The following is a 20,521-nucleotide window of genomic DNA, read 5'->3' on the forward strand; positions in this document are numbered from 1 at the left end:
CTGACACCGTGCCCGACCACGACGACCTCTCCGGCCACCACGACTCCTCCGCCCGGGACGACCACGAGGACACCAGCGGCCCCATGCCTCCGTACGGACCCGCCGACGCGCCGTACCTGCGGCTGCTGGCCCGTGGTGCCCCGGTGGAGGAGTACGAGCGCCCGGTCCTGGCCGCGCGGGCCGAGGGGGCCGCGCCCACCGCGCTCGCCGAGCTGGAGCAGGCCAAGCTGCTGGCGTTGCGGGTGCGGGCCGAACTGGAGGGCCGACGAAGGCGCGAGGCCGAGCTGTCGGCGCTCTTCGAGACGGCCGGCGACCTCGCGGGGCTGCGCGACCTGGACTCCGTGCTGCAGGCCATCGTGCACCGGGCGCGCTCCCTGCTCGGCACGGACGTGGCCTATCTGAGCCTGATCGACCGCAAGGCCGGCGACACCTACATGCGGGTCACCGAGGGTTCGGTCTCCGCGCGCTTCCAGCGTGTCCGGCTCGGCATGGGGGAGGGGCTCGGCGGGCTGGTCGCCCAGACCGCCATGCCCTACGTCACCGAGTCCTACTTCGACGACGAACGCTTCTGCCACACCTCCCCGATCGACTCCGCGGTGCACGACGAGGGCCTGGTCGCGATCCTCGGCGTGCCCCTTGTGCTGGGGACCGGGGTCATCGGCGTGCTGTACGCGGCCGACCGGCGGGCCCGGGTCTTCGAGCGGGAGCAGATCGCCCTGCTGGCCTCGCTCGCCTCGCTCGCGGCCGTCGCCATCGACACGGCCAACCTCCTTGAGGAGACGCGCTCGGCCCTCGCCGACCTGGGCGCGGCGAACGAGACCATCCGCACCCACAGTGCGGCGCTGGAGCGGGCCTCGGAGGTGCACGACCGGCTGACGGAACTCGTGCTGCGCGGCGGGGGCGTCGACGACGTCGCCGACGCGGTCTCCCATGTGCTCGCCGGAACGGTCCGCGTGGTGGGCCACGACCACGAGCCCGTCCCCGGCGAACTGGCCGACGCCGTCGCGCGATCCCGCAAGGACGGCCGCGCCGTCCGCCAGGGCGGCACCTGGACCGCCGCCGTCACCGCGGGCGGTGAACTCCTGGGCGCGCTGCTCCTGCGGGGCCACCCGGAACTCGGTCCCGTCGACCAACGCACCCTGGAGCGGGCCGCGATGGTCACCTCCCTGCTGCTGCTCGCCCGCCGCAACGCCGCCGAGGCCGAACAGCGCTTCCGCGGCGAACTACTGGACGACCTGCTCGACGCCCCGCACCGCGACCCCCGCCTGCTGCGCGAGCGCGCCGGACGGCTCCGCGCCGACCTGGACGCCCCGCACATCGTGCTGGCCGCGCGCATCGACGGCGAGACCGACGGCAGCGCCGACCGGCTCCGCCTGTGGTCCGCCGCCTCCCACATCGCGGCAACGCACCGCGGCCTGGCGGCGGCCAGGGACGGCGGCACCGTGCTGCTGCTCCCGCTCGAAGGAAACTCCGATGCCTCGTCCGCCTCGTCGACGGCGCGCCGCATCGCCCGCGAACTCGGCAGCGCGGTGCAAGCCGCCGTCACCGTAGGGGCGTCCAACCCGGTCGCCGCGCCGGCCGGCCGCCCGGGATCCGTGGCCCTCGCCTATGCCGAGGCCCAGCGCTGCGGCGACGCCCTGCGGGCCCTCGGCCGTGCCGGAGAGGGCGCCGCGGGGGCCGACTTCGGCTTCCTCGGCCTGCTGCTCACCGACGCCCGGGACGTCGACGGCTTCGTCCACCGCACCATCGGGAACGTCGCCGACTACGACGTGCGCAGGGGCACGGAACTCGTCCGCACCCTCGACGCCTACTTCTCCAGCGGCATGAGCCCGGTGCGCACCAAGGACACCCTCCACGTGCACGTCAACACCGTCGCCCAGCGGCTGGAGCGGATATCCCAACTCCTCGGCCCGGACTGGCAGTCGCCGGACCGCGCGCTGGAGATCCAGCTCGCGCTGCGCCTGCACCGGCTCTCCTCGGGTCAGGACTGATCCAGGGCCACGACCAGCTCCACCTCGAAGCCGTCATCGTTCTCCAGATAGGCGGCGCAGTGTCCCTCCCCGCCCGCGTGCGGGTGCCGGTCGGGGAACAGCAGCCGCCGGCCGATGCCTGCGGCGCCCTCCACCAGGCCGTCCGGCGCGACCCGGTCCGCGACGTGGAACGCCAGGTGGTTGAGCCCCGTCCGGCGCCGTTCGTACGGGCCGGGGACGAGATCCGGCGACTGCTCGACGACCACATAGGCCGGCCCGAGCCGCCAACTACGGCCCGCGGGCCACTCCTGGTACGGCTGGTAGCGCATCTCCTCCAGCAGCCAGCCCCATTCGGCACTCGCCCGCCCGAGGTCGGGCACCCACGACTCCACATGGTGCAGCACCTCCGTCCGCCCTCCGTGTCACACGCCGTCACTCACGGCTACGACGCTGGACCCCGCCACCGACAACGGTGGCGGGGTCCAGCGTCGTGAGCGTGTACGTCCGGGCCGGGGGGCCTCAGCCGGCCGGGGCCGACCGGGCCAGCGGCGTCTCGTCGGCGGTCTGCGGTTCCACGGCCGCGAGGTCGCGCCCGCGGGTCTCCCTGGCCACGGAGACCGCGACCAGGGTGATGACGGCGGCGAGGATGACGTACAGGGCGATCGGCGTGGCGCTGTCGTAGTCGGCGAGCAGGGCCGTCGCGATGAGCGGCGCCGGGGCGCCGGCCGCGACCGAGGCGAACTGGGCGCCGATCGAGGCGCCCGAGTAGCGCATCCGGGTCGCGAACATCTCCGAGAAGAAGGCGGCCTGCGGTGCGTACATGGCGCCGTGCAGGACCAGGCCGACGGTGACGGCCAGCAGCAGCGCCGGGAAGCTCTTGGTGTCGATGAGGGCGAAGAAGGGGAACGCCCACAGGCCCACCCCGGCGGCGCCCAGCAGGTAGACCGGCTTGCGGCCGATCCGGTCCGAGAGCGCGCCCCAGGCCGGGATCACCGCGAAGTGCACGGCGGAGCCGATGAGCACGGCGTTGAGCGCGGTCTGCTTGCCCAGGCCCGCCTGCGTCGTCGCGTACACCAGGACGAAGGCGGTGATCACGTAGTAGCTGATGTTCTCGGCCATGCGCGCGCCCATCGCCACCAGGACGTCGCGCCAGTGGTCGCGCAGTACGGCGACCAGCGGCATCCGCTCCACTGCCGCGGTCTCGGTCCTGCGGGCCTCGGCGCGCGCGAGGGCCTCCTTGAAGACCGGCGACTCGTCCACGGAGAGCCGGATCCACAGGCCGACCAGCACCAGGACGCCGGACAGCAGGAAGGGCACGCGCCAGCCCCAGGAGGTGAACGCGGCGTCGGACAGCAGGGCGGTCAGGGCGGACAGCACGCCGGTGGCCAGGAGCTGTCCCGCGGGTGCGCCGGTCTGCGGCCAGGAGGCCCAGAAGCCGCGCTGCCGGGCGTCCCCGTGCTCCGACACCAGCAGCACCGCGCCGCCCCACTCGCCGCCCAGCGCGAATCCCTGCACCAGGCGCAGCGCGGTGAGCAGCACTGGAGCGGCCGAGCCCAAGGTGGCGTGGGTCGGCAGCAGGCCGATGCAGAAGGTCGCGCCGCCCATGAGCAGCAGGCTCAGCACCAGGAGGCGCTTGCGCCCGAGGCGGTCCCCGTAGTGCCCGAAGACCAGCGCGCCGATGGGCCGTGCGGCGAAGCCCACCGCGTAGGTGAGGAACGACAGGAGGGTGCCGACCAGCGGATCCGAGCCGGGGAAGAACAGCTTGTTGAAGACGAGGGCGGCGGCGGACCCGTAGAGGAAGAAGTCGTACCACTCGATGGTCGTGCCGACCAGGCTCGCGGCGACGATCCGCCGGAGGCCGGCCGGCGGTGGGGGAGCGGTTACGGGGGAAGCCATGTGCACCACTTCCAGGCGGTTGTCGGGGACGTTTCCGTGTCGGCACAACGTAGGAAGACGCAGGTCACCGGCCCATGTGGTGGGACACCATAGTTAATGTGCGGGATATGCGCGCGGGCACCACGGCGCGGCTGCGGGGGAGGCCGGGAATGCGCCGGCAGGGGGGCGCCGGGAGTCCGGTGGCGGCATCCGGGCGGTGGGCGCCGCCGCCGTGGGCAGGGTCCCGTCGAGAGGGGTGCGGTCACGAGATATCTTGATGTCGAGCAATGTTGCAATGTTGCAGACGTGGAGCGGAGCACCCGGTGACTGACTCGACCATCATCTATACGCACACCGACGAGGCGCCGGCGCTGGCGACGTACTCGTTCCTGCCCGTGATCCAGGCGTACGCCTCCACGGCCGGCGTCGCCGTGGAGACCCGCGACATCTCCCTGGCCGGGCGGATCATCGCGAGCTTCCCCGAGTACCTGGAGGAGGGCCAGCGCATCCCGGACGCCCTCGCGGAGCTCGGCGAGCTGGCGAAGACCCCGGCGGCGAACATCATCAAGCTGCCGAACGTCTCGGCCTCCATCCCGCAGCTGAAGGCCGCGGTCGCGGAGCTTCAGGAGCAGGGCTACGCGCTGCCGGACTACCCGGACGACGCGAAGTCCGACGAGGACAAGGACGTCCGCGCCCGCTACGACAAGATCAAGGGCAGCGCCGTCAACCCGGTCCTGCGCGAGGGCAACTCCGACCGCCGCGCCCCCGCGTCCGTCAAGAACTACGCCAAGGCGCACCCGCACCGCATGGGCGCGTGGTCGGCCGACTCGAAGACCAATGTCGCGCACATGACCGGTGACGACTTCCGGTCCACCGAGAAGTCCGCGGTGATCGCCGAGGACGGCTCCCTGCGCATCGAGCTGCTGGGCGACGACGGCACGACCACGGTGCTGCGCGAGTCGGTCCCGGTGCTCGCGGGCGAGGTCGTGGACGCGTCCGTCATGCGGGTCGCGGTGCTCCGCGAGTTCCTGGGCGAGCAGGTCGCCCGCGCCAAGGCCGAGGGCGTGCTGTTCTCCGTGCACCTGAAGGCCACGATGATGAAGGTCTCCGACCCGATCGTCTTCGGCCACGTGGTGCGCGCGTTCTTCCCCAAGACCTTCGCGCAGTACGGCGAGGCCTTCGCGGCCGCCGGCCTGACCCCGAACGACGGTCTCGGCGGCATCCTCAAGGGCGTCGAGGCGCTGCCCGAGGGCGCGGAGATCAAGGCGTCCTTCGAGGCCGAGCTCGCCGAGGGCCCGGCGCTGGCGATGGTCGACTCCGACCGCGGCATCACCAACCTGCACGTCCCGAGCGACGTCATCGTGGACGCCTCCATGCCGGCCATGATCCGCACCTCCGGCCACATGTGGGGCCCGGACGGCCAGGAGGCCGACACCCTGGCGGTGCTCCCGGACAGCAGCTACGCCGGCATCTACCAGGCCGTCCTCGACGACTGCCGCGCGCACGGCGCCTTCGACCCGGCGACGATGGGCTCGGTCCCGAACGTCGGCCTGATGGCGCAGAAGGCCGAGGAGTACGGCAGCCACGACAAGACCTTCGAGGTCCAGCACACCGGCACCGTCCGCCTGGTCGACCGGGCCGGCAACGTCGTGCTGGAGCAGGCCGTCTCCGCGGGCGACATCTTCCGCGCCTGCCAGACCAAGGACGCGCCGATCAAGGACTGGGTCAAGCTCGCCGTCACCCGCGCCCGTGCGACCGGCGACCCGGCGGTGTTCTGGCTGGACGCGGAGCGCGCCCACGACGCGAACCTGATCGCCAAGGTCGAGCAGTATCTGCCGGAGCACGACACCGAGGGCCTGCAGATCGAGATCAAGTCGCCGGTCGAGGCGACGAAGTTCTCCCTGGAGCGCATCCGCCGCGGCGAGAACACGATCTCCGTCACCGGCAACGTGCTGCGCGACTACCTGACCGACCTCTTCCCGATCCTGGAGCTGGGCACCAGCGCCAAGATGCTGTCGGTGGTCCCGCTGATGAACGGCGGCGGCCTGTTCGAGACCGGCGCCGGCGGCTCCGCGCCCAAGCACGTGCAGCAGCTGGTCAAGGAGAACTACCTGCGTTGGGACAGCCTGGGCGAGTTCCTGGCCCTCGCGGTCAGCTTCGAGCACCTGGCGACCACCACGGGCAACGCCCGCGCCCAGGTCCTGGCCGACACCCTGGACCGCGCCACCGGCACGTTCCTCAACGAGGACAAGTCGCCCAGCCGCAAGCTCGGCGGCATCGACAACCGCGGCAGCCACTTCTACCTGGCCCTGTACTGGGCCCAGGAGCTGGCGGGGCAGACGGACGACCCGGAGCTGGCCAAGGCCTTCGCCCCGCTCGCCCAGACGCTGTCGGACAAGGAGCAGACGATCGTCGACGAGCTGATCGCCGTCCAGGGCTCCCCGGCCGACATCGGCGGCTACTACCAGCCCGACGCCGTGAAGGCCGCGGCCGTCATGCGCCCGTCGGCCACGCTCAACGAGGCTCTGGCGATCCTCGGCTGACCCGGCCCTCACGTACGCGAACGAACCGCCCCGGCTGGAGGATCAGCCGGGGCGGTTCGCTTCGTGCGGCGCGCGTCAGGCGAAGACGCCGTCGAGCCAGCGCTGCCAGCGCTCCGCGGCTTCCTTGCCGTCGGCGCCGGCCGAGAAGTCGTGCACGCTGATGCCGACCGGTGCGCCGAAGTGGTTGCGGCCGAAGACCCGGTACATGGCGTCGGTGGTGCGCACGCCGACGAAGTACGGGTTGCGGAAGTCCACGACGGCGTCCACGGGCGCCGCCACGCCGGGCAGCCGCAGGCGGACACCGGCGCCCTCTGCGGCGTCGTCGGGTACGCCGAGGGCGCGGCTGACGGCTTCCAGGGCGTCCGGCGCGGTGGAGGCGGCGGGGCCGTTGACGGTCGCGAAGGCGGCGGGGCGGCCCGCGAAGTGCGTCAGGTACTGACGCAGGGTGTGCAGGTAGAAGTCGGTGTGCTTGCTCGCGCCGTCGTACTGGGTGTCCCAGTCGTCGACGAAGATGCCGCTGTGCACGTAGCGGACCCGGCAACCGCCGTCCCCGCGGGCCTCGATGACGTGCTCGAGCTGGTTGAAGGCCTGGTTCCCGACGCCGTCGGGGAACTCCGCGCGGGCGGTCAGGTGGTGCGGCGGGTCCCAGACGGTGAGGACGCCGCCGAAGGGTGCGGCGCCGCCCTGGCGGGGCTCGAACTCCTGGGGCCAGAGCCAGCCCGCCGAGCCGGTGGTGACGGCCTCCCAGACCTCCTCCGGTGCCGCCTCGACCTCGAACTCGCGGACGATCTCGAATTCCTTGCCCATGGGGGTGCTCTCTCCTCGTGCCCGCTGACGTGCGGGGCGGATGTGGTGTGCGGAGGCGGTGGGGCGCTGCGGTGCGGGCACGGCTCCTACGCCTGCTCCTCGACGGCCGGCGGGGTTTCGGGCGTTGACTGCCCTGCGGTCACCGGGTCCTTGACGGTGGGATGGAGCGCGACGACGATGCGGTGCTCGCGGCCGCCCTCGGCGTCCGCGTCGTGGTACCGGGCGATCAGCGCGCTCACGCCGCGGGTCAGCTCCTCGACGAAGGCGGCCCGGTCGGCGGCGGACGCGAAGCGCACCTCGCCGTCCAGGGCGTAGGTCGCCAGCCGCTGGCGGGCCCTGGCCGCGCCGGTGATCAGGGTGCCGACGTCGCGCACCAGGCGGGCGGCGACGGCCAGCAGCCAGCGGGCGGACAACTGGTCGCGGAACCGGCCGGGGTCGGGCTGCACGGCGGCCAGCGCGAGCGGTGAGATGACGTACGAGGCGGCGGTCGCCTGCATCAGCCGCTCGGTGACATTGCCCTTGCGGCGTTCCCCGGCCAGTTCCACCAGGCCGTGCGTCTCCAGCGCCCTGAGGTGGTAGTTCACCTTCTGCCGGGGCAGCCCGACCCGGGCGGCGAGCATGGTCGCCGACGCGGGACCCCCGGCCAGCTCGGCCAGGAGCCGGGCCCGTACGGGGTCCAGGGAGGCGGCGGCGGCCGCGGAGTCCTCGATCACGGTCACGTCCAGCATGGCCCCAGACTCTCACCGAACAATATTTTTGTCCAGACTCATCACCTTGTCGGGCGCTCCCCGCGACACCCGCCGGTAACCGCGAAGGCGGTGACGAAACGCCGATTTCACCGGACGAGCGAGCACCCCTGACATCGCTCTGATCGGCATCCGCGCAGGTGACGCGACGGAACGCCCGGGCCCCCAGTGCGTTACAGCGTGGTACTCCACCCCGCGCCCCCCGGCTCCTAAGGTCAGCCGACAAGCGGCCCGGAGCCCGTCTCCGGGGTCCGCGCATCGCCGCGTGTCGGAGGGAAGACCGATGAGTCGAGTTGTGCGCGCAGCACTCGTGCAGACCAGGTGGACCGGCGACAAGGAATCGATGGTCGACCTGCACGAGCGGTACGCCCGTGAGGCCGCCGCCCGGGGGGCGCAGGTGATCGGGTTCCAGGAGGTGTTCAACGCCCCCTACTTCTGCCAGGTCCAGGAGCCGGAGCACTACGGCTGGGCCGAGCCCGTGCCGGACGGTCCGACCGTGCGGCGCATGCAGGCGCTGGCCAAGGAGCTGGGCCTGGTCATGGTCGTGCCGGTCTACGAGGTCGAGCAGGCGGGCTTCTACTACAACACCGCAGCGGTGATCGACGCCGACGGCTCGTACCTCGGCAAGTACCGCAAGCACCACATTCCGCAGGTCAAGGGCTTCTGGGAGAAGTTCTACTTCAAGCCCGGCAATCTCGGCTGGCCCGTCTTCGACACCGCGGTCGGCAAGGTCGGCGTCTACATCTGCTACGACCGGCACTTCCCCGAGGGCTGGCGCGCCCTCGGCCTTGCCGGGGCCGAACTGGTCTACAACCCCTCCGCGACCTCCCGCGGGCTGTCGGCCTACCTCTGGCAGCTGGAGCAGCCGGCCGCCGCCGTCGCCAACGAGTACTTCGTGGCCGCGATCAACCGCGTCGGCCAGGAGGAGTACGGCGACAACGACTTCTACGGCACCTCGTACTTCGTCGACCCGCGCGGTCAGTTCGTCGGCGACGTGGCCTCCGACAAGGAGGAGGAACTGGTCGTCCGCGACCTGGACTTCGGGCAGATCGAGGAGGTCCGCCGGCAGTGGGCCTTCTACCGGGACCGCCGTCCCGACGCCTACGGCCCGCTGACCGAGGCCTGAGGGGAGGGACGCGGGACATGAGCCGGATCCTGATCCGCGGCGGACTGGTCGTCACCGCCGCCGAGGAGACCCCCGCCGACGTGCTCGTCGAGGACGAGCGGATCGTGGCCCTGGCCGCCGCCGGCAGCACCGTCGCCGAGGGCTGGACAGCGGACACCGTGATCGACGCGACCGGGATGTACGTCATCCCGGGCGGCGTCGACGCGCACACGCACATGGAGCTGCCCTTCGGCGGCACCTTCGCCTCCGACACCTTCGAGACCGGAACGCGGGCCGCCGCGTGGGGCGGGACCACCACGATCGTGGACTTCGCCGTGCAGTCCGTGGGCGAGCCGCTGCGCGCCGGGCTCGACGCCTGGCACGCCAAGGCCGAGGGCAACTGCGCCGTCGACTACGCGTTCCACATGATCATGTCTGATGTCACCGAGGACAGCCTCAAGGAAATGGACCTCCTCGTGGACGAGGGCGTCACGTCCTTCAAGCTGTTCATGGCCTATCCGGGGGTGTTCTACAGCGACGACGGCCGCATCCTGCGCGCGATGCAGCGCGGCGCCGACAACGGCGGCCTGATCATGATGCACGCCGAGAACGGCATCGCCATCGACGTACTGGTCGAGCAGGCGCTGGCCGCCGGGAAGACCGACCCGCGCCACCACGGCGAGGTCCGGAGGGAGTTGCTGGAGGCGGAGGCCACCCATCGCGCCATCCGGCTCGCGGAGGTCGCCGGCTCGCCGCTCTACGTCGTCCACGTCTCCGCGCAGCAGGCCGTCGCCGAGCTGGCCACCGCGCGCGACCGCGGCCTCAACGTCTTCGCCGAGACCTGCCCGCAGTATCTGTTCCTGTCCACGGACAACCTGGCCGAGCCGGACTTCGAGGGCGCCAAGTACGTCTGCTCCACCCCGCTGCGTCCCAGGGAGCACCAGGCCGAGCTGTGGAAGGGCCTGCGCACCAACGATCTGCAGGTGGTGTCGACGGACCACTGCCCGTTCTGCTTCGTGGGGCAGAAGGAGCTGGGCCGGGGCGACTTCTCGAAGATCCCCAATGGTCTGCCGGGGGTGGAGAACCGGATGGACCTGCTGCACCAGGCCGTGGTGGACGGCCACATCAGCCGCCGCCGCTGGATCGAGATCGCCTGCGCCACCCCGGCGCGGATGTTCGGGCTGTACCCCCGCAAGGGCACCATCGCGCCGGGCGCGGACGCCGACATCGTGATCTACGACCCCGCGGCGGAGCAGGTCGTGTCCGCCGCGACCCACCACATGAACGTCGACTACTCGGCCTACGAGGGCAAGCGCCTGACCGGCAAGGCCCGTACCGTCCTGTCCCGCGGCACCGTGGTCGTCGACCAGGACCGCTACCTGGGCCGGGCCGGCCACGGCCGCTACCAGACCCGCGCGACCTGCCAGTACCTCGTCTGACCACACCCAGCCACCCCAGGGAGCAGAGCAATGGATTTTGGTCTCGTCCTGCAGACGGACCCGCCCGCCGCCGGGGTCGTCGAGCTCATGCGGCGCGCCGAGCGCAACGGCTTCACCCATGGCTGGACGTTCGACTCGACCGTGCTGTGGCAGGAGCCGTTCGTCATCCACAGCCAGATCCTGGCGCGGACCGAGCGGCTGGTCGTCGGGCCGATGGTCACCAACCCGGGTACCCGTACCTGGGAGGTGACCGCCTCCACCTTCGCGACGCTGAACGAGATGTTCGGCGACCGGACGATCTGCGGCATCGGCCGCGGCGACTCCGCGATGCGGGTCGCGGGCCGCAAGCCCAACACCCTCGCCCGAATAGAGGAGGCCATGCACGTCATCCGCGAACTCGCCGAGGGACGCGAGGTGGACCTCGGCGGCGGCACGGTGGTGAAGTTCCCCTGGGTGCGCCCCGGTGCCGAACTGCCGGTGTGGATGGCGGCGTACGGTCCGAAGGCACTGGCGATCACTGGGGCGAAGGCGGACGGCTTCATCCTGCAGCTCGCCGACGTCTATCTGACGGAGTGGATGGTCAAGGCGGTCAAGGACGCGGCGGTGGCCGCCGGCCGCGACCCGTCGGCGGTGAAGGTCTGCGTGGCCGCGCCCGCCTACGTCACCGAGGACGACTCGCCGCAGGCCCTGGCCCACGCCCGCGAGCAGTGCCGCTGGTTCGGCGGCATGGTCGGCAACCACGTCGCCGACCTGGTGACCAAGTACGGGGAGGAGTCCGCCGCCGTCCCCCAGGAGCTGACGGATTACATCAAGGCCCGCGAGGGGTACGACTACTCGCACCACGGCCGCACCGGCAACCCCGACACCGCGTTCGTCCCCGACGAGATCGTCGACCGCTTCTGCCTCATCGGCACCGCGGAGCAGCACATCGAGAAGCTGCGCGCCCTGAAGGCCCTCGGCGTCGACCAGTTCGCCCTGTACGACATGCAGGACGCCAAGGAGTCCGTGATCGACGTCTACGGCTCCACCGTCATTCCCGCACTCCGCGGCTGACCCCGGCCCCTTCATCCCCCCGCACGGCACGTTCGATCCCCGATCCCCGCCTCGAACGAAGGGGGCTGCCATGACAGCCACCGCTCCACCGCCGGCCGGCAGAGCCGGGGCCGACGGCCGCGTCGAGCTCGCGCCCGACGCGATTCCCTCCGGCCCCTACGCCAACCAGGACCTGCTTCCGGTACCGCTCGCCCAACGGAAGTGGACCACGTACAACTTCACCGCCCTGTGGGTCGGCATGGCCCACAACGTCGCTTCCTGGACCCTCGCCTCGGGCCTGGTCGCCCTCGGCATGGACTGGAAGCAGGCGGTCCTCACCATCGCCCTCGCCAATGTCGTCGTGCTGGTGCCGATGCTGCTCACCGGCCACGCCGGCCCCAAGTACGGCATCCCCTTCCCGGTGTTCGCCCGTGCGTCGTTCGGGGTGCGCGGCGCCAACCTGCCCGCCCTGGTCCGGGCCGCGGTCGCCTGCGTCTGGTTCGGCATCCAGACCTGGATCGGCGGCTCCGGCATCTTCCTGCTCGCCGGGAAGCTCTTCGGCGACTCGTGGGCGAGCGCCGGGACGATCGGCGGATACCCGTGGACGCAGTGGCTGTCCTTCGTCGTCTTCTGGATCATTCAGGTCGCGATCATCGTGCGCGGCATGGAGATGGTCCGCCGCTTCGAGAACTGGGCGGCGCCCTTCGTCATCGTCGGCGCCATCGCGCTGCTGATCTGGATGACGAACAAGGCCGGCGGCCTGGGCCCGCTGCTCGACCAGCCCTCCGCGCTCGGCTGGGGATCCGGGTTCTGGAAGGTCTTCTTCCCCGCGCTCATGGGCATGATCGGCTTCTGGTCGACGCTCTCCCTCAACATCCCCGACTTCACCCGCTACGCCGCCGGGCAGCGCGCCCAGCTGTGGGGCCAGTCCCTGGGCCTGCCGACCACGATGACGCTGTTCGCGCTGCTCTCGGTGCTGGTCACCTCGGGCTCGCAGGCCGTGTACGGGGAACCGATCTGGGACCCGGTGGCGCTGGCCGCGAAGCTGGACAACTGGGCCGGGGTGCTCTTCGCGCTGATCACGGTCCTGGTGGCCACCTTGTCGGTGAACATCGCGGCCAACGTGGTCTCGCCCGCCTTCGACCTGTCCAACATCGCGCCGCGCCGGATCAGCTTCCGCACCGGTGCCCTGATCACCGCCGTGGTGGGCGTCGTCATCTTCCCGTGGAAGCTGCTGGCGAGCCCGCAGGCGTACATCTTCACCTGGCTCGGCACGGTCGGCGGACTGCTCGGCACCGTGGCCGGCATCCTCATCGCCGACTACTGGATCGTCCGCCGTACCCGGCTCGAACTCGCGGACCTGTACCGGACGGAGGGACGCTACTGGTACGACGGCGGCTGGAACTGGCGGGCGCTGGCGGCCTTCACCGTGGGCGGCGTCCTCGCCATCGGCGGCTCGCACTCCGGGCTCGACGCCAAGGGCGTCAAGCAGGGGCCGTTCCCCGTCGACGGCATGATCCCGTTCCTCAAGCCGCTCGCCGACTACGGCTGGGCCGTCGGCCTGGCTGCGTCCCTGGTCGTCTACCTCCTGCTGACCCGGCTCGCCCCCGACCGCAGGAGCTGACCTCCGGCCGCCCGTGCGCGGGGCCCGGGCCCCGGCCGCCTCAGCGGTCGGCCCCGGGCCCCGCGGCGCGCTGCGCCTCGTGCGCGAGGAGCGCGACGTACAGCGAGGTCAGCTGCTCCCAGTCGTCCAGGTCGATGCCGAGCAGGGCCTCGATGCTCTGCAGCCGCCGGTAGAACGCCGGCCGGCTGACGTGGTGCATCTGCGCCGCCGCCGACTTGTTGCGGCCGGTGTCCAGATAGGCGCGCAGCGCCTCCAGCAGCGCCGGGTTCCGCAGCAGCGGGCCCAGCTCCCGCCCGATGAAGGCCTGGAGTTCCGGCTCGTCCCGCAGCAGCCGGACCAGGCCGCGCAGCCGCACGTCCCGCAGCCGGGCCACGGGTGACGCCGGGGGCCCGGCCACCGCCGCGTCCGCGACGTGCACCGCCTCGACGAAGGAGCGCCGCACCTCGTCCAGTTCGCGGCAGCCGAAGCCCGCCCCGGCGACCGCCGTGCGGCCCCGGGCCGCCAGTTCCTCGTGCACCTGGACCGCGACCCGCCGCACGGCGGCATCGGTGTCCTGCCCGTACGGGACGCTGAGCAGCACCGCCGTGCCCGCCGGGCCGATCCGGGCCACCAGGCCCGCCACGTCCGGATGCTCGGCCAGCGCGTGCTCGATCAGCTCGGGAAGGTCGTCCCTGCCGTCCGGCGCCGGACCGAGGGGGCGTACGACCACGGGAACGAAGACGCGCCGGTTGACCGGGAGCCCCGCCGCGCGCACCCGGGTCAGCAACTGCTCGGGGCGGGCGGTGCCCGAGGCCAGGTCGAGCAGCAGCGACTCGGCGGCCTGGTCCTCCCAGCCCCGGTCGCGGTCGCCCAGCAGGCGGTGCATGGCCAGCGCCTCGGCGGCGCGCGCCCCCAGCACCCGGCCCGACTCCTCCGTGCCCTGGTGGCCGACGAGCACCAGCCGGCCCCACTGCTGGCCCCGGGCCTCCAGCGGCGCCACGATCCAGCCGTCCGGTCCGACCGTCACCGCCCCGCTCCCCGCGAGCTCGGCCACCTGCCGGGAGACCCGCTCCCAGTCCCGCAGCAGGCCGTTGAGCGACCCCTGGTCCCCGGCCGAGGCCAGCACGCGCTGCGCGAGGTTGACCACGAGCGCCGGGCAGCCGCTCAGCGCGGCGATCTCGTCCAGCACCCGTTGCAGCGTCGCGCCGGAGAGATTGAGCACGGTCAGCGAGGACCGTATCCGTTCCGACAGGTCGAGGGCGGCGAACCGGCCGTGCACCAGGCGCGCGTGCACCTCCTCGGTGAGCCGGGCGAACGGCGCGGGCCGGTGCAGCACGATCAGCGGCACCCCGCAGCGCTCGGCGGCCCGCCGCATCGGCTCGGGCGTGGTGCGGAAGGCGCGGCCGAGGCCCAGGACCACGGCGGCGACGTCGGCCCGCTGCATCGACTCCACGTACTCGCGCTGGGCCCGTTCGTCGCCCGCCAGCAGCAGACCGGTGGTGAGCACCATCTCCCCGCCGCTGAGCATGACCCCGACGTCCAGCGCCTCGGCGACGTGCAGCCAGCGCACCGCGCGGTGCAGGTGCGCGGAGCCGGCGACGACCTCCGGCCCCCAGGGCGTGACGAGGTCCAGGTCCAGGACGTCGCGCACGGTCAGCCGACCCGCCGTGTGCGGCGGGGGTGCGTCCGGTCTGTCGTCGCCCACGCGATCACGCCCGTCCCTCGTCCTGCCAGGGGTGGGAGTCTAGTCACCGTCGCCGCGACCGGGCGGGTGAGCGGCCCGAGCTTCCCGGGCCGCTCACCCGCGGGTCAGATGCCGTAGACGCGGCGGGCGGTCCCGGAGAACACCGCGTCCCGCTCGGCCGGGGCGAGGCCGTCGGTCAGGGTGCGGGCGGCGTCGACGACCTCGGCGTAGGAGGCGGCGAGCCGCGAGACCGGCCAGTCGGAGCCGAACATCAGGCGGTCCGGGCCGAAGGCGTCCAGCACGGTGCCGGCGTAGGGCGCGAGGTCGGCGGTGGTCCAGGAGTCCCAGTCGGCCTCGGTGACCATGCCGGACAGCTTGCAGACGGCGTTGGGCAGCGCGGCCAGCGCCCGCAGGTCGTCCGCCCACGGCCGCAACGTTCCCGCGGCGATGGGGGGTTTGCCCAGGTGGTCCAGGACGAACACCAGCTCCGGCAGGAGCGCCGCCGCCTTGGTTGCCGCCGGCAGTTGCTCGGCCAGCACCACCAGGTCGTACACCAGACCCGCCTCGGCCACGGCGCGCAGCCCGCGCTGCACGTCGGCGCGGAGCAGCCACTCCGGGTCGGGCTCGCCCTGCACCTGGTGGCGGATGCCCACCAGGCGCTCCCCGCCGGGCAGTTCGCGCAGGGCCGCGAGCCGGTCGGCGACCGCGGGGTCCGTCAGGTCGGTCCAGCCCACGACCCCGGCGACGAGACCGCCCGGCGCGGCGAGGGCGAGGAACTCCGGTGTCTCCTCGGCGACGGTGACGGTCTGGACGAGGACGGTGGCGGTGACGCCCGCCGCCCGCGCCTCGGGTTCCAGGTCGGCGACGGAGAACGAGCGGCGCAGCGGGGCCAGCCGCTCGCCGGTGAGCCAGTCCTGGTCGCGGACGGCGAGGTCCCAGACGTGGTGGTGGGCGTCCACGACGCCGTGCGGCACGGTCACAGCTCCCACACCACCGGCAGGGTCGCCCCGGCGCCGTCCGCCGAGTAGTCGTGCGCGACGTCCAGGAGCTCCGCCATCCGCGCCTGCCAGGCGATGTTGACGGGCAGGCCCTCCAGCGCGGCGATCATCGCCGGGTAGTCGTCCACGTCCAGGAGGTGGAACAGATCGGTTCCGCTGCGCCAGATGGTCCACGCGCGCACGCCCGCGGCGCGGATCGCGGTGGTGAGCTCCTCGGGCACCTCGCGGTGAGCCGCCTCGTACTCCCCGATCCGGTCGGCGCGGACCGTGGTGTGCAGCGCGACCTTCACGACGCCTCCCCGGGGGGTACGGGCGTCTCGGCGCCGAGCAGTCCCTCGGCGCGCAGGTCGTCCCAGAGCGCGGCCGGCAGCGGGTGCTGGTGCATCGCCTCGGCGTCGCGCACCTCCGCGGGCGAGCGGAGCCCCAGCAGCACGCTCGCCACGGCCGGATGCGCGGCGGGGAAGCGCTGGGCCGCCGCGCGCAGGGGGACGCCGTGGCGGCCGGTGACGGACTGGAGACGGCGGGCGCGGGCCAGGACGGGGGCGGGGACCGGGGCGTACTCGTACCGGGAGTCCGGGCGCGGGTCGATCAGTAGGCCGGAGTTGAAGACCCCGCCGACGACCACGCTCTTCCCGCGCACCGCCGCCTCCGGCAGCACTTCGGCGAGGCCCTCCTGCTCCAGCAGCGTGTAGCGGCCGGCCATCAGCACCACGTCCACGTCGGTGTCGCGCAGGAAGCGCGCGAGCATGCCCGTCTGGTTCATGCCGGCGCCGATGGCGTCCACGACTCCCTCGGACCGCAGCTTCTCCAGGGCGGGGTAGCCCTGGCCGAAGGCCTCTTCCGCGTGGTCGTCGGGATCGTGCAGGAAGACGACGTCGATGCGGTCGAGGCCGAGGCGCCGCAGGCTGTCCTCGATGCTGCGGCGCACGCCGTCGGCGCTGAAGTCCCAGACCCGGCGGTGGTCGGCGGGGACGGCGAAGCCGTTCGCCAGGTCGTCGCCGACCGCCGCGCCGCCGTCCCCGGCGGGCTCCAGAAGGCGACCGACCTTGGTCGAGACCGTGTACTGCTCGCGCGGCCGGTCGCGCAGGGCGGCGCCGAGCCGCCGCTCGGACAGCCCCAGGCCGTAGTGCGGGGCGGTGTCGAAGAAGCGGATGCCCGCGTCCCAGGCGGCGTCCACGGCCTGCGCCGCCGCCTCGTCGGTGACCGGTGTGAACAGGTTGCCGAGGGCCGCGGAGCCGAAGCCCACCGCGGTCACGGGGACGCCGCTGCGGCCGAGGGTGTTGCGTCGCATCCCCGCTCCCCTCATTGCCCTGCCGGGCGCAGGCGCAGCCCGGCCATGCCGCCGTCGACCGCGAGCGCGGTGCCGGTGACCGAGGCCGCGGCGGGGCTCGCCAGGTAGGCGATGGCGGCGGCCACCTCGTCCGCGGTCACCAGGCGGCCCATGGGCTGCCGGGCCCGCAGCGCGGCGCGCTCGGCCTCGGGGTCGTCGGCGGCGTCCAGCAGGCGCGCCACCCACGGGGTGTCGGCGGTGCCGGGGTTGACGCAGTTGACGCGGATGCCCTCGCGGACGTGGTCGGCCGCCATCGCCAGCGTCAGCGACAGGACCGCGCCCTTGCTCGCGCTGTACAGGGCGCGCTGGGGCAGCCCCGCGGTGGCGGCGATCGAGCAGGTGTTGACGACCGACGCGTGGGCGGAGCGCCGCAGGTGGGGGAGGGCCGCGCGGGTGGTGCGGACCATGCCGAGGACGTTGACGTCGAGCACGCGGTGCCACTGCTCGTCGGGGTTGTCCTCGATGGTGCCCGCGGCGCCGATCCCGGCGTTGTTGACCACGATGTCGAGACCGCCCAGCTCCTGCGCCGCCGCGTCGACGGCGGCCCGCGTGGAGGCGTCGTCGGACACGTCCGCCTTGAAGGCCAGCAGCGGTTCCGGCAGCGCGCCGGGCGCGAGGTCGAGCACGGCGACCCGGGCGCCGCGCGCCGCGAGGAGCCGCGCGGTGGCCAGTCCGATTCCCGAGGCGCCGCCCGTCACCAGGGCGGCGAGCCCGCTCAGCCCGTCCAGTTCGCTCATGCCGTCTGTCCTTCCTGCCCTGCCCGGTCGGCCACCCAGAACGTACCGTCCGGGTAGCGGAATTCGTCGATCGATTCCGGTCTCATCTGCGCCGAGAAGCCGGGTTCCGCGGGAGCGGTGTAGTGGCCGTGCCGGATGACGACCGGGGTGACGAAGTGCTCGTGGAGGTGGTCCACGTACTCGATGACGCGGTCCTCGGTGGTGCCGGACAGCGCCACGTAGTCGAACATCGACAGGTGCTGCACCAGTTCGCACAGCCCCACGCCGCCCGCGTGCGGACAGACCGGCACACCGAAGGCGGCGGCCAGCAGCAGGATGGCCAGGTTCTCGTTGACACCGCCGACGCGCGCCGCGTCGATCTGGAGCACGTCGAGCGCCCCGGCCTGCAGCAACTGCTTGAAGACGATGCGGTTCTGCACGTGCTCGCCGGTGGCGACCCGCACCGGGGCCACGGCCTCGCGGACGGCGGCGTGGCCGAGGACGTCGTCGGGCGAGGTCGGCTCCTCGATCCAGTACGGCTCGAACTCGCCGAGCGCGTTCACCCAGGCCACGGCCTCGCCGACGTTCCAGCGCTGGTTGGCGTCGATCGCGATGCGCACGTCGGGGCCGACGGCGGCGCGGGCGGCGCGCAGCCGGCGGACGTCGTCCTCCAGGTCGGCGCCGACCTTCAGCTTGATCTGGGTGAAGCCGTCGGCGACCGCCTGCTTGGCGAGCCGGGTCAGCTTCTCGTCGGAGTAGCCGAGCCAGCCGGGCGAGGTGGTGTAGCCGGGATAGCCCCGTTCCCGCAGCCCGGCGGCGCGGGCGGCCGCGCCCTCCTTGCCGCGCCGCAGCAGTTCCAGGGCGCGTTCGGGGGTGAGGGCGTCGGCGATGTAGCGGAAGTCGACCTGGGAGACCAGCCATTCGGGTTCGGCGTCGGCCAGGAAGCGCCACAGCGGCTTGTCGGCGCGCTTGGCGGCCAGGTCCCACACGGCGTTGACGACGGCGCCGATCGCCATGTGCATCACGCCCTTCTCGGGGCCCAGCCAGCGCAGCTGGCTGTCACCGGTCAGGTCGCGGGCGACCGAGCCGGGGTCGGCGCACACCTCGTCCACCGGGCGGCCGATCAGGTGCGGGCGCAGCGCTTCGATGGCCGCGACCTGGACGTCGTTGCCGCGTCCGATGGTGAAGACGAAGCCGTGCCCCTCCAGGCCGTCGCCGGCGTCGGTGCGCAGCACCACGTACGCGGCGGAATAGTCGGGATCCGGGTTCATCGCGTCGGACCCGTCCAGTTCCCGTGAGGTGGGGAAGCGGATGTCGTGGGTGTCGATCGCGGTGATACAGGCGGAGGTCGCGGACAACTGGCTGCCTTTCACGCTCGGCCATGGGCGAGACATCGGAGGTCTCGCGCCAGGGTGACTGTAAGCGCCATCGGCCGGGGCTGGCAATCCATTCCTCGGATGTCTGTGACGGATGGGTGTGCCGCGCCCGATGGGCAACGGATTCGTCCGATCGTGTCCGTACAGGGGGTTGTCATGACAGCACGACGGACTTACTTTCCTTCTCGTCCGCGATACCTCGGATGAATCGCCCCCGCCCTGGGCAAGGAGAGAACACGGCCATGAAGCTCGCCCGTACGCGCTCCACCGCCGCGGTTGCCGCGGCCGCACTTGCGTTGGCCGCCCTCGCCACCGCCTGCAACCGCGGCAGCGACAGCACCGCCGGGGCAGGTGGTGACAAGAAGCCGGCCATCGGCATCGACCTGCCGCGCTCCGACTCCGACTTCTGGAACTCCTACGCGCAGTACATCGAGCAGGGCATCAAGGACGACGGCCTGAACGCCCTGCCGCGCAGCAACTCGCAGAACGACGTCACCAAGCTCGTGGCCAACGTCCAGGTCTTCGAGAACACCGGCGCGAAGTCCGTCGTGATGGCCCCTCAGGACACCGGCGCGATCGCCTCCACGCTCGACACCCTGGCCGGCAAGAAGATCCCGGTCGTCAGTGTGGACACCCGCCCCGACAAGGGCGACGTCTACATGGTCGTCCGCGCCGACAACAAGGCGTACGGCACCAAGGCGTGCGAGTTCCTCGGCGAGCAGATGGGCGGCAAGGGCAAGATCGCCGAGTTCCAGGGAGCCCTGGACTCCATCAACGGACGCGACCGCTCCGAGGCGTTCGCGGCCTGCATGAAGGAGAAGTTCCCCGGGATCCGGGTCTTCGAGCTGCCGACCGACTGGAAGGGTGACGTGGCGTCGGCCAAGCTGCAGAGCCTGCTCGCCCAGCACCCCGACCTCGGCGGCATCTACATGCAGGCCGGCGGCGTCTTCCTGCAGCCCACCCTCGCCCTGCTGAAGCAGAAGGGCCTGCTCAAGCCGGCCGGGCAGAAGGGCCACATCTTCATCATCTCCAACGACGGCATCCCGCAGGAGTTCGACGCGATCCGCAAGGGCGAGATCGACGCCACCGTCTCCCAGCCCGCCGACCTGTACGCCAAGTACGCGCTCTTCTACGCCAAGGCCGCCGCCGAGGGCAAGACCTTCCAGGCCGGCCCGACCGACCACGACTCCACCATCATCGCCATCCCCAACGGCCTGGAGGACCAGCTCCCGGCGCCTCTGGTGACCAAGGACAACGTCGACGACAAGGCCCTGTGGGGCAACAACATCGGCTGATC

Annotated in this window: 17 protein-coding genes; 7 read left to right on the forward strand and 10 right to left on the reverse strand. The window is 72.3% G+C overall.

The annotated features are described in order from the left end of the window. The first annotated feature begins 83 nt into the window (after nt 1-83). Nucleotides 84-1,991, forward strand: coding sequence for a helix-turn-helix domain-containing protein (locus ACIP9H_RS21680; RefSeq protein ID WP_401594029.1), 1,908 nt, complete (start codon nt 84-86; stop codon nt 1,989-1,991). Here ACIP9H_RS21680 and ACIP9H_RS21685 read toward each other — a convergent pair. Together ACIP9H_RS21685 and ACIP9H_RS21690 are read right to left on the reverse strand one after the other, a co-directional pair. Continuing rightward, the gene (locus tag ACIP9H_RS21685; RefSeq protein ID WP_401593910.1) at nt 1,982-2,374 is read right to left on the reverse strand and encodes a VOC family protein; all 393 of its coding nucleotides are present in this window, start codon (nt 2,372-2,374) and stop codon (nt 1,982-1,984) included. The genes ACIP9H_RS21680 and ACIP9H_RS21685 overlap by 10 nt on opposite strands. A 115-nt stretch (nt 2,375-2,489) precedes the next feature. Then, a complete protein-coding gene (locus tag ACIP9H_RS21690; RefSeq protein ID WP_401593907.1) occupies nt 2,490-3,866 on the reverse strand; it encodes an MFS transporter in 1,377 nt (458 codons plus the stop codon). Between the two features lie 302 nt (nt 3,867-4,168). On the opposite strand from ACIP9H_RS21690, the gene ACIP9H_RS21695 reads away from it, so the two are divergent. Beyond that, on the forward strand, nt 4,169-6,388 hold the full coding sequence (locus tag ACIP9H_RS21695) for an NADP-dependent isocitrate dehydrogenase (protein WP_401593905.1): 2,220 nt from the start codon (nt 4,169-4,171) through the stop codon (nt 6,386-6,388). Nucleotides 6,389-6,463: 75 nt separating this feature from the next. On the opposite strand, the gene ACIP9H_RS21700 is transcribed toward ACIP9H_RS21695, so the two are convergent. Both ACIP9H_RS21700 and ACIP9H_RS21705 read right to left on the reverse strand, forming a co-directional pair. Continuing rightward, the gene (locus tag ACIP9H_RS21700) at nt 6,464-7,195 is read right to left on the reverse strand and encodes an SRPBCC domain-containing protein (RefSeq protein ID WP_401593902.1); all 732 of its coding nucleotides are present in this window, start codon (nt 7,193-7,195) and stop codon (nt 6,464-6,466) included. 86 nt (nt 7,196-7,281) lie between these two features. Beyond that, nucleotides 7,282-7,923 (reverse strand): ArsR/SmtB family transcription factor, encoded by a 642-nt coding sequence (locus tag ACIP9H_RS21705; protein ID WP_401593899.1) that lies wholly within the window; start codon nt 7,921-7,923, stop codon nt 7,282-7,284. Nucleotides 7,924-8,224: 301 nt separating this feature from the next. Between ACIP9H_RS21705 and ACIP9H_RS21710 the strand changes: the two genes are divergently transcribed. From ACIP9H_RS21710 to ACIP9H_RS21725, 4 genes are all read left to right on the forward strand, one after another. Beyond that, nucleotides 8,225-9,067 (forward strand): nitrilase-related carbon-nitrogen hydrolase, encoded by an 843-nt coding sequence (locus ACIP9H_RS21710; RefSeq protein ID WP_401593896.1) that lies wholly within the window; start codon nt 8,225-8,227, stop codon nt 9,065-9,067. A gap of 17 nt (nt 9,068-9,084) precedes the next feature. Continuing rightward, nucleotides 9,085-10,485 carry a dihydropyrimidinase gene (gene hydA / locus ACIP9H_RS21715; protein WP_401593893.1) on the forward strand — a complete coding sequence of 467 codons (1,401 nt, stop codon included), beginning with the start codon at nt 9,085-9,087 and terminating at the stop codon, nt 10,483-10,485. Between the two features lie 30 nt (nt 10,486-10,515). Next, nucleotides 10,516-11,538 carry a TIGR03842 family LLM class F420-dependent oxidoreductase gene (locus tag ACIP9H_RS21720; protein ID WP_401593891.1) on the forward strand — a complete coding sequence of 341 codons (1,023 nt, stop codon included), beginning with the start codon at nt 10,516-10,518 and terminating at the stop codon, nt 11,536-11,538. A 70-nt stretch (nt 11,539-11,608) separates the two neighbouring features. Further along, nucleotides 11,609-13,141 carry an NCS1 family nucleobase:cation symporter-1 gene (locus ACIP9H_RS21725; RefSeq protein WP_401593888.1) on the forward strand — a complete coding sequence of 511 codons (1,533 nt, stop codon included), beginning with the start codon at nt 11,609-11,611 and terminating at the stop codon, nt 13,139-13,141. A gap of 40 nt (nt 13,142-13,181) precedes the next feature. On the opposite strand, the gene ACIP9H_RS21730 is transcribed toward ACIP9H_RS21725, so the two are convergent. From ACIP9H_RS21730 to ACIP9H_RS21755, 6 genes are all read right to left on the reverse strand, one after another. Further along, nucleotides 13,182-14,825 (reverse strand): PucR family transcriptional regulator, encoded by a 1,644-nt coding sequence (locus ACIP9H_RS21730; protein ID WP_401593885.1) that lies wholly within the window; start codon nt 14,823-14,825, stop codon nt 13,182-13,184. Between the two features lie 104 nt (nt 14,826-14,929). Then, nucleotides 14,930-15,784, reverse strand: a complete 855-nt coding sequence (locus ACIP9H_RS21735; RefSeq protein WP_401593882.1) for an amidohydrolase family protein — start codon at nt 15,782-15,784, stop codon at nt 14,930-14,932. Continuing rightward, entirely contained in the window at nt 15,781-16,092 is a 312-nt protein-coding gene (locus ACIP9H_RS21740; protein WP_401593879.1) for an L-rhamnose mutarotase, read from the reverse strand. Before ACIP9H_RS21740 ends, ACIP9H_RS21735 begins: the two co-directional genes overlap by 4 nt. Beyond that, the gene (locus ACIP9H_RS21745) at nt 16,089-17,093 is read right to left on the reverse strand and encodes an aldo/keto reductase (protein WP_401593877.1); all 1,005 of its coding nucleotides are present in this window, start codon (nt 17,091-17,093) and stop codon (nt 16,089-16,091) included. Before ACIP9H_RS21745 ends, ACIP9H_RS21740 begins: the two co-directional genes overlap by 4 nt. Nucleotides 17,094-17,104: 11 nt before the next feature. Beyond that, complete coding sequence (locus tag ACIP9H_RS21750) at nt 17,105-17,869, reverse strand: SDR family NAD(P)-dependent oxidoreductase (RefSeq protein WP_401593874.1); 765 nt, start codon at nt 17,867-17,869, stop codon at nt 17,105-17,107. Then, nucleotides 17,866-19,206 (reverse strand): enolase C-terminal domain-like protein, encoded by a 1,341-nt coding sequence (locus ACIP9H_RS21755; protein WP_401593871.1) that lies wholly within the window; start codon nt 19,204-19,206, stop codon nt 17,866-17,868. Before ACIP9H_RS21755 ends, ACIP9H_RS21750 begins: the two co-directional genes overlap by 4 nt. Before the next feature lie 260 nt (nt 19,207-19,466). Here ACIP9H_RS21755 and ACIP9H_RS21760 point away from each other — a divergent pair, with 260 nt between their 5' ends. Then, on the forward strand, nt 19,467-20,519 hold the full coding sequence (locus ACIP9H_RS21760) for a sugar ABC transporter substrate-binding protein (protein ID WP_401593868.1): 1,053 nt from the start codon (nt 19,467-19,469) through the stop codon (nt 20,517-20,519). The last annotated feature ends 2 nt before the right edge of the window (nt 20,520-20,521 follow it).

Source organism: Streptomyces sp. NPDC088732, from assembly GCF_044751205.1.
Classification (GTDB): domain Bacteria; phylum Actinomycetota; class Actinomycetes; order Streptomycetales; family Streptomycetaceae; genus Actinacidiphila.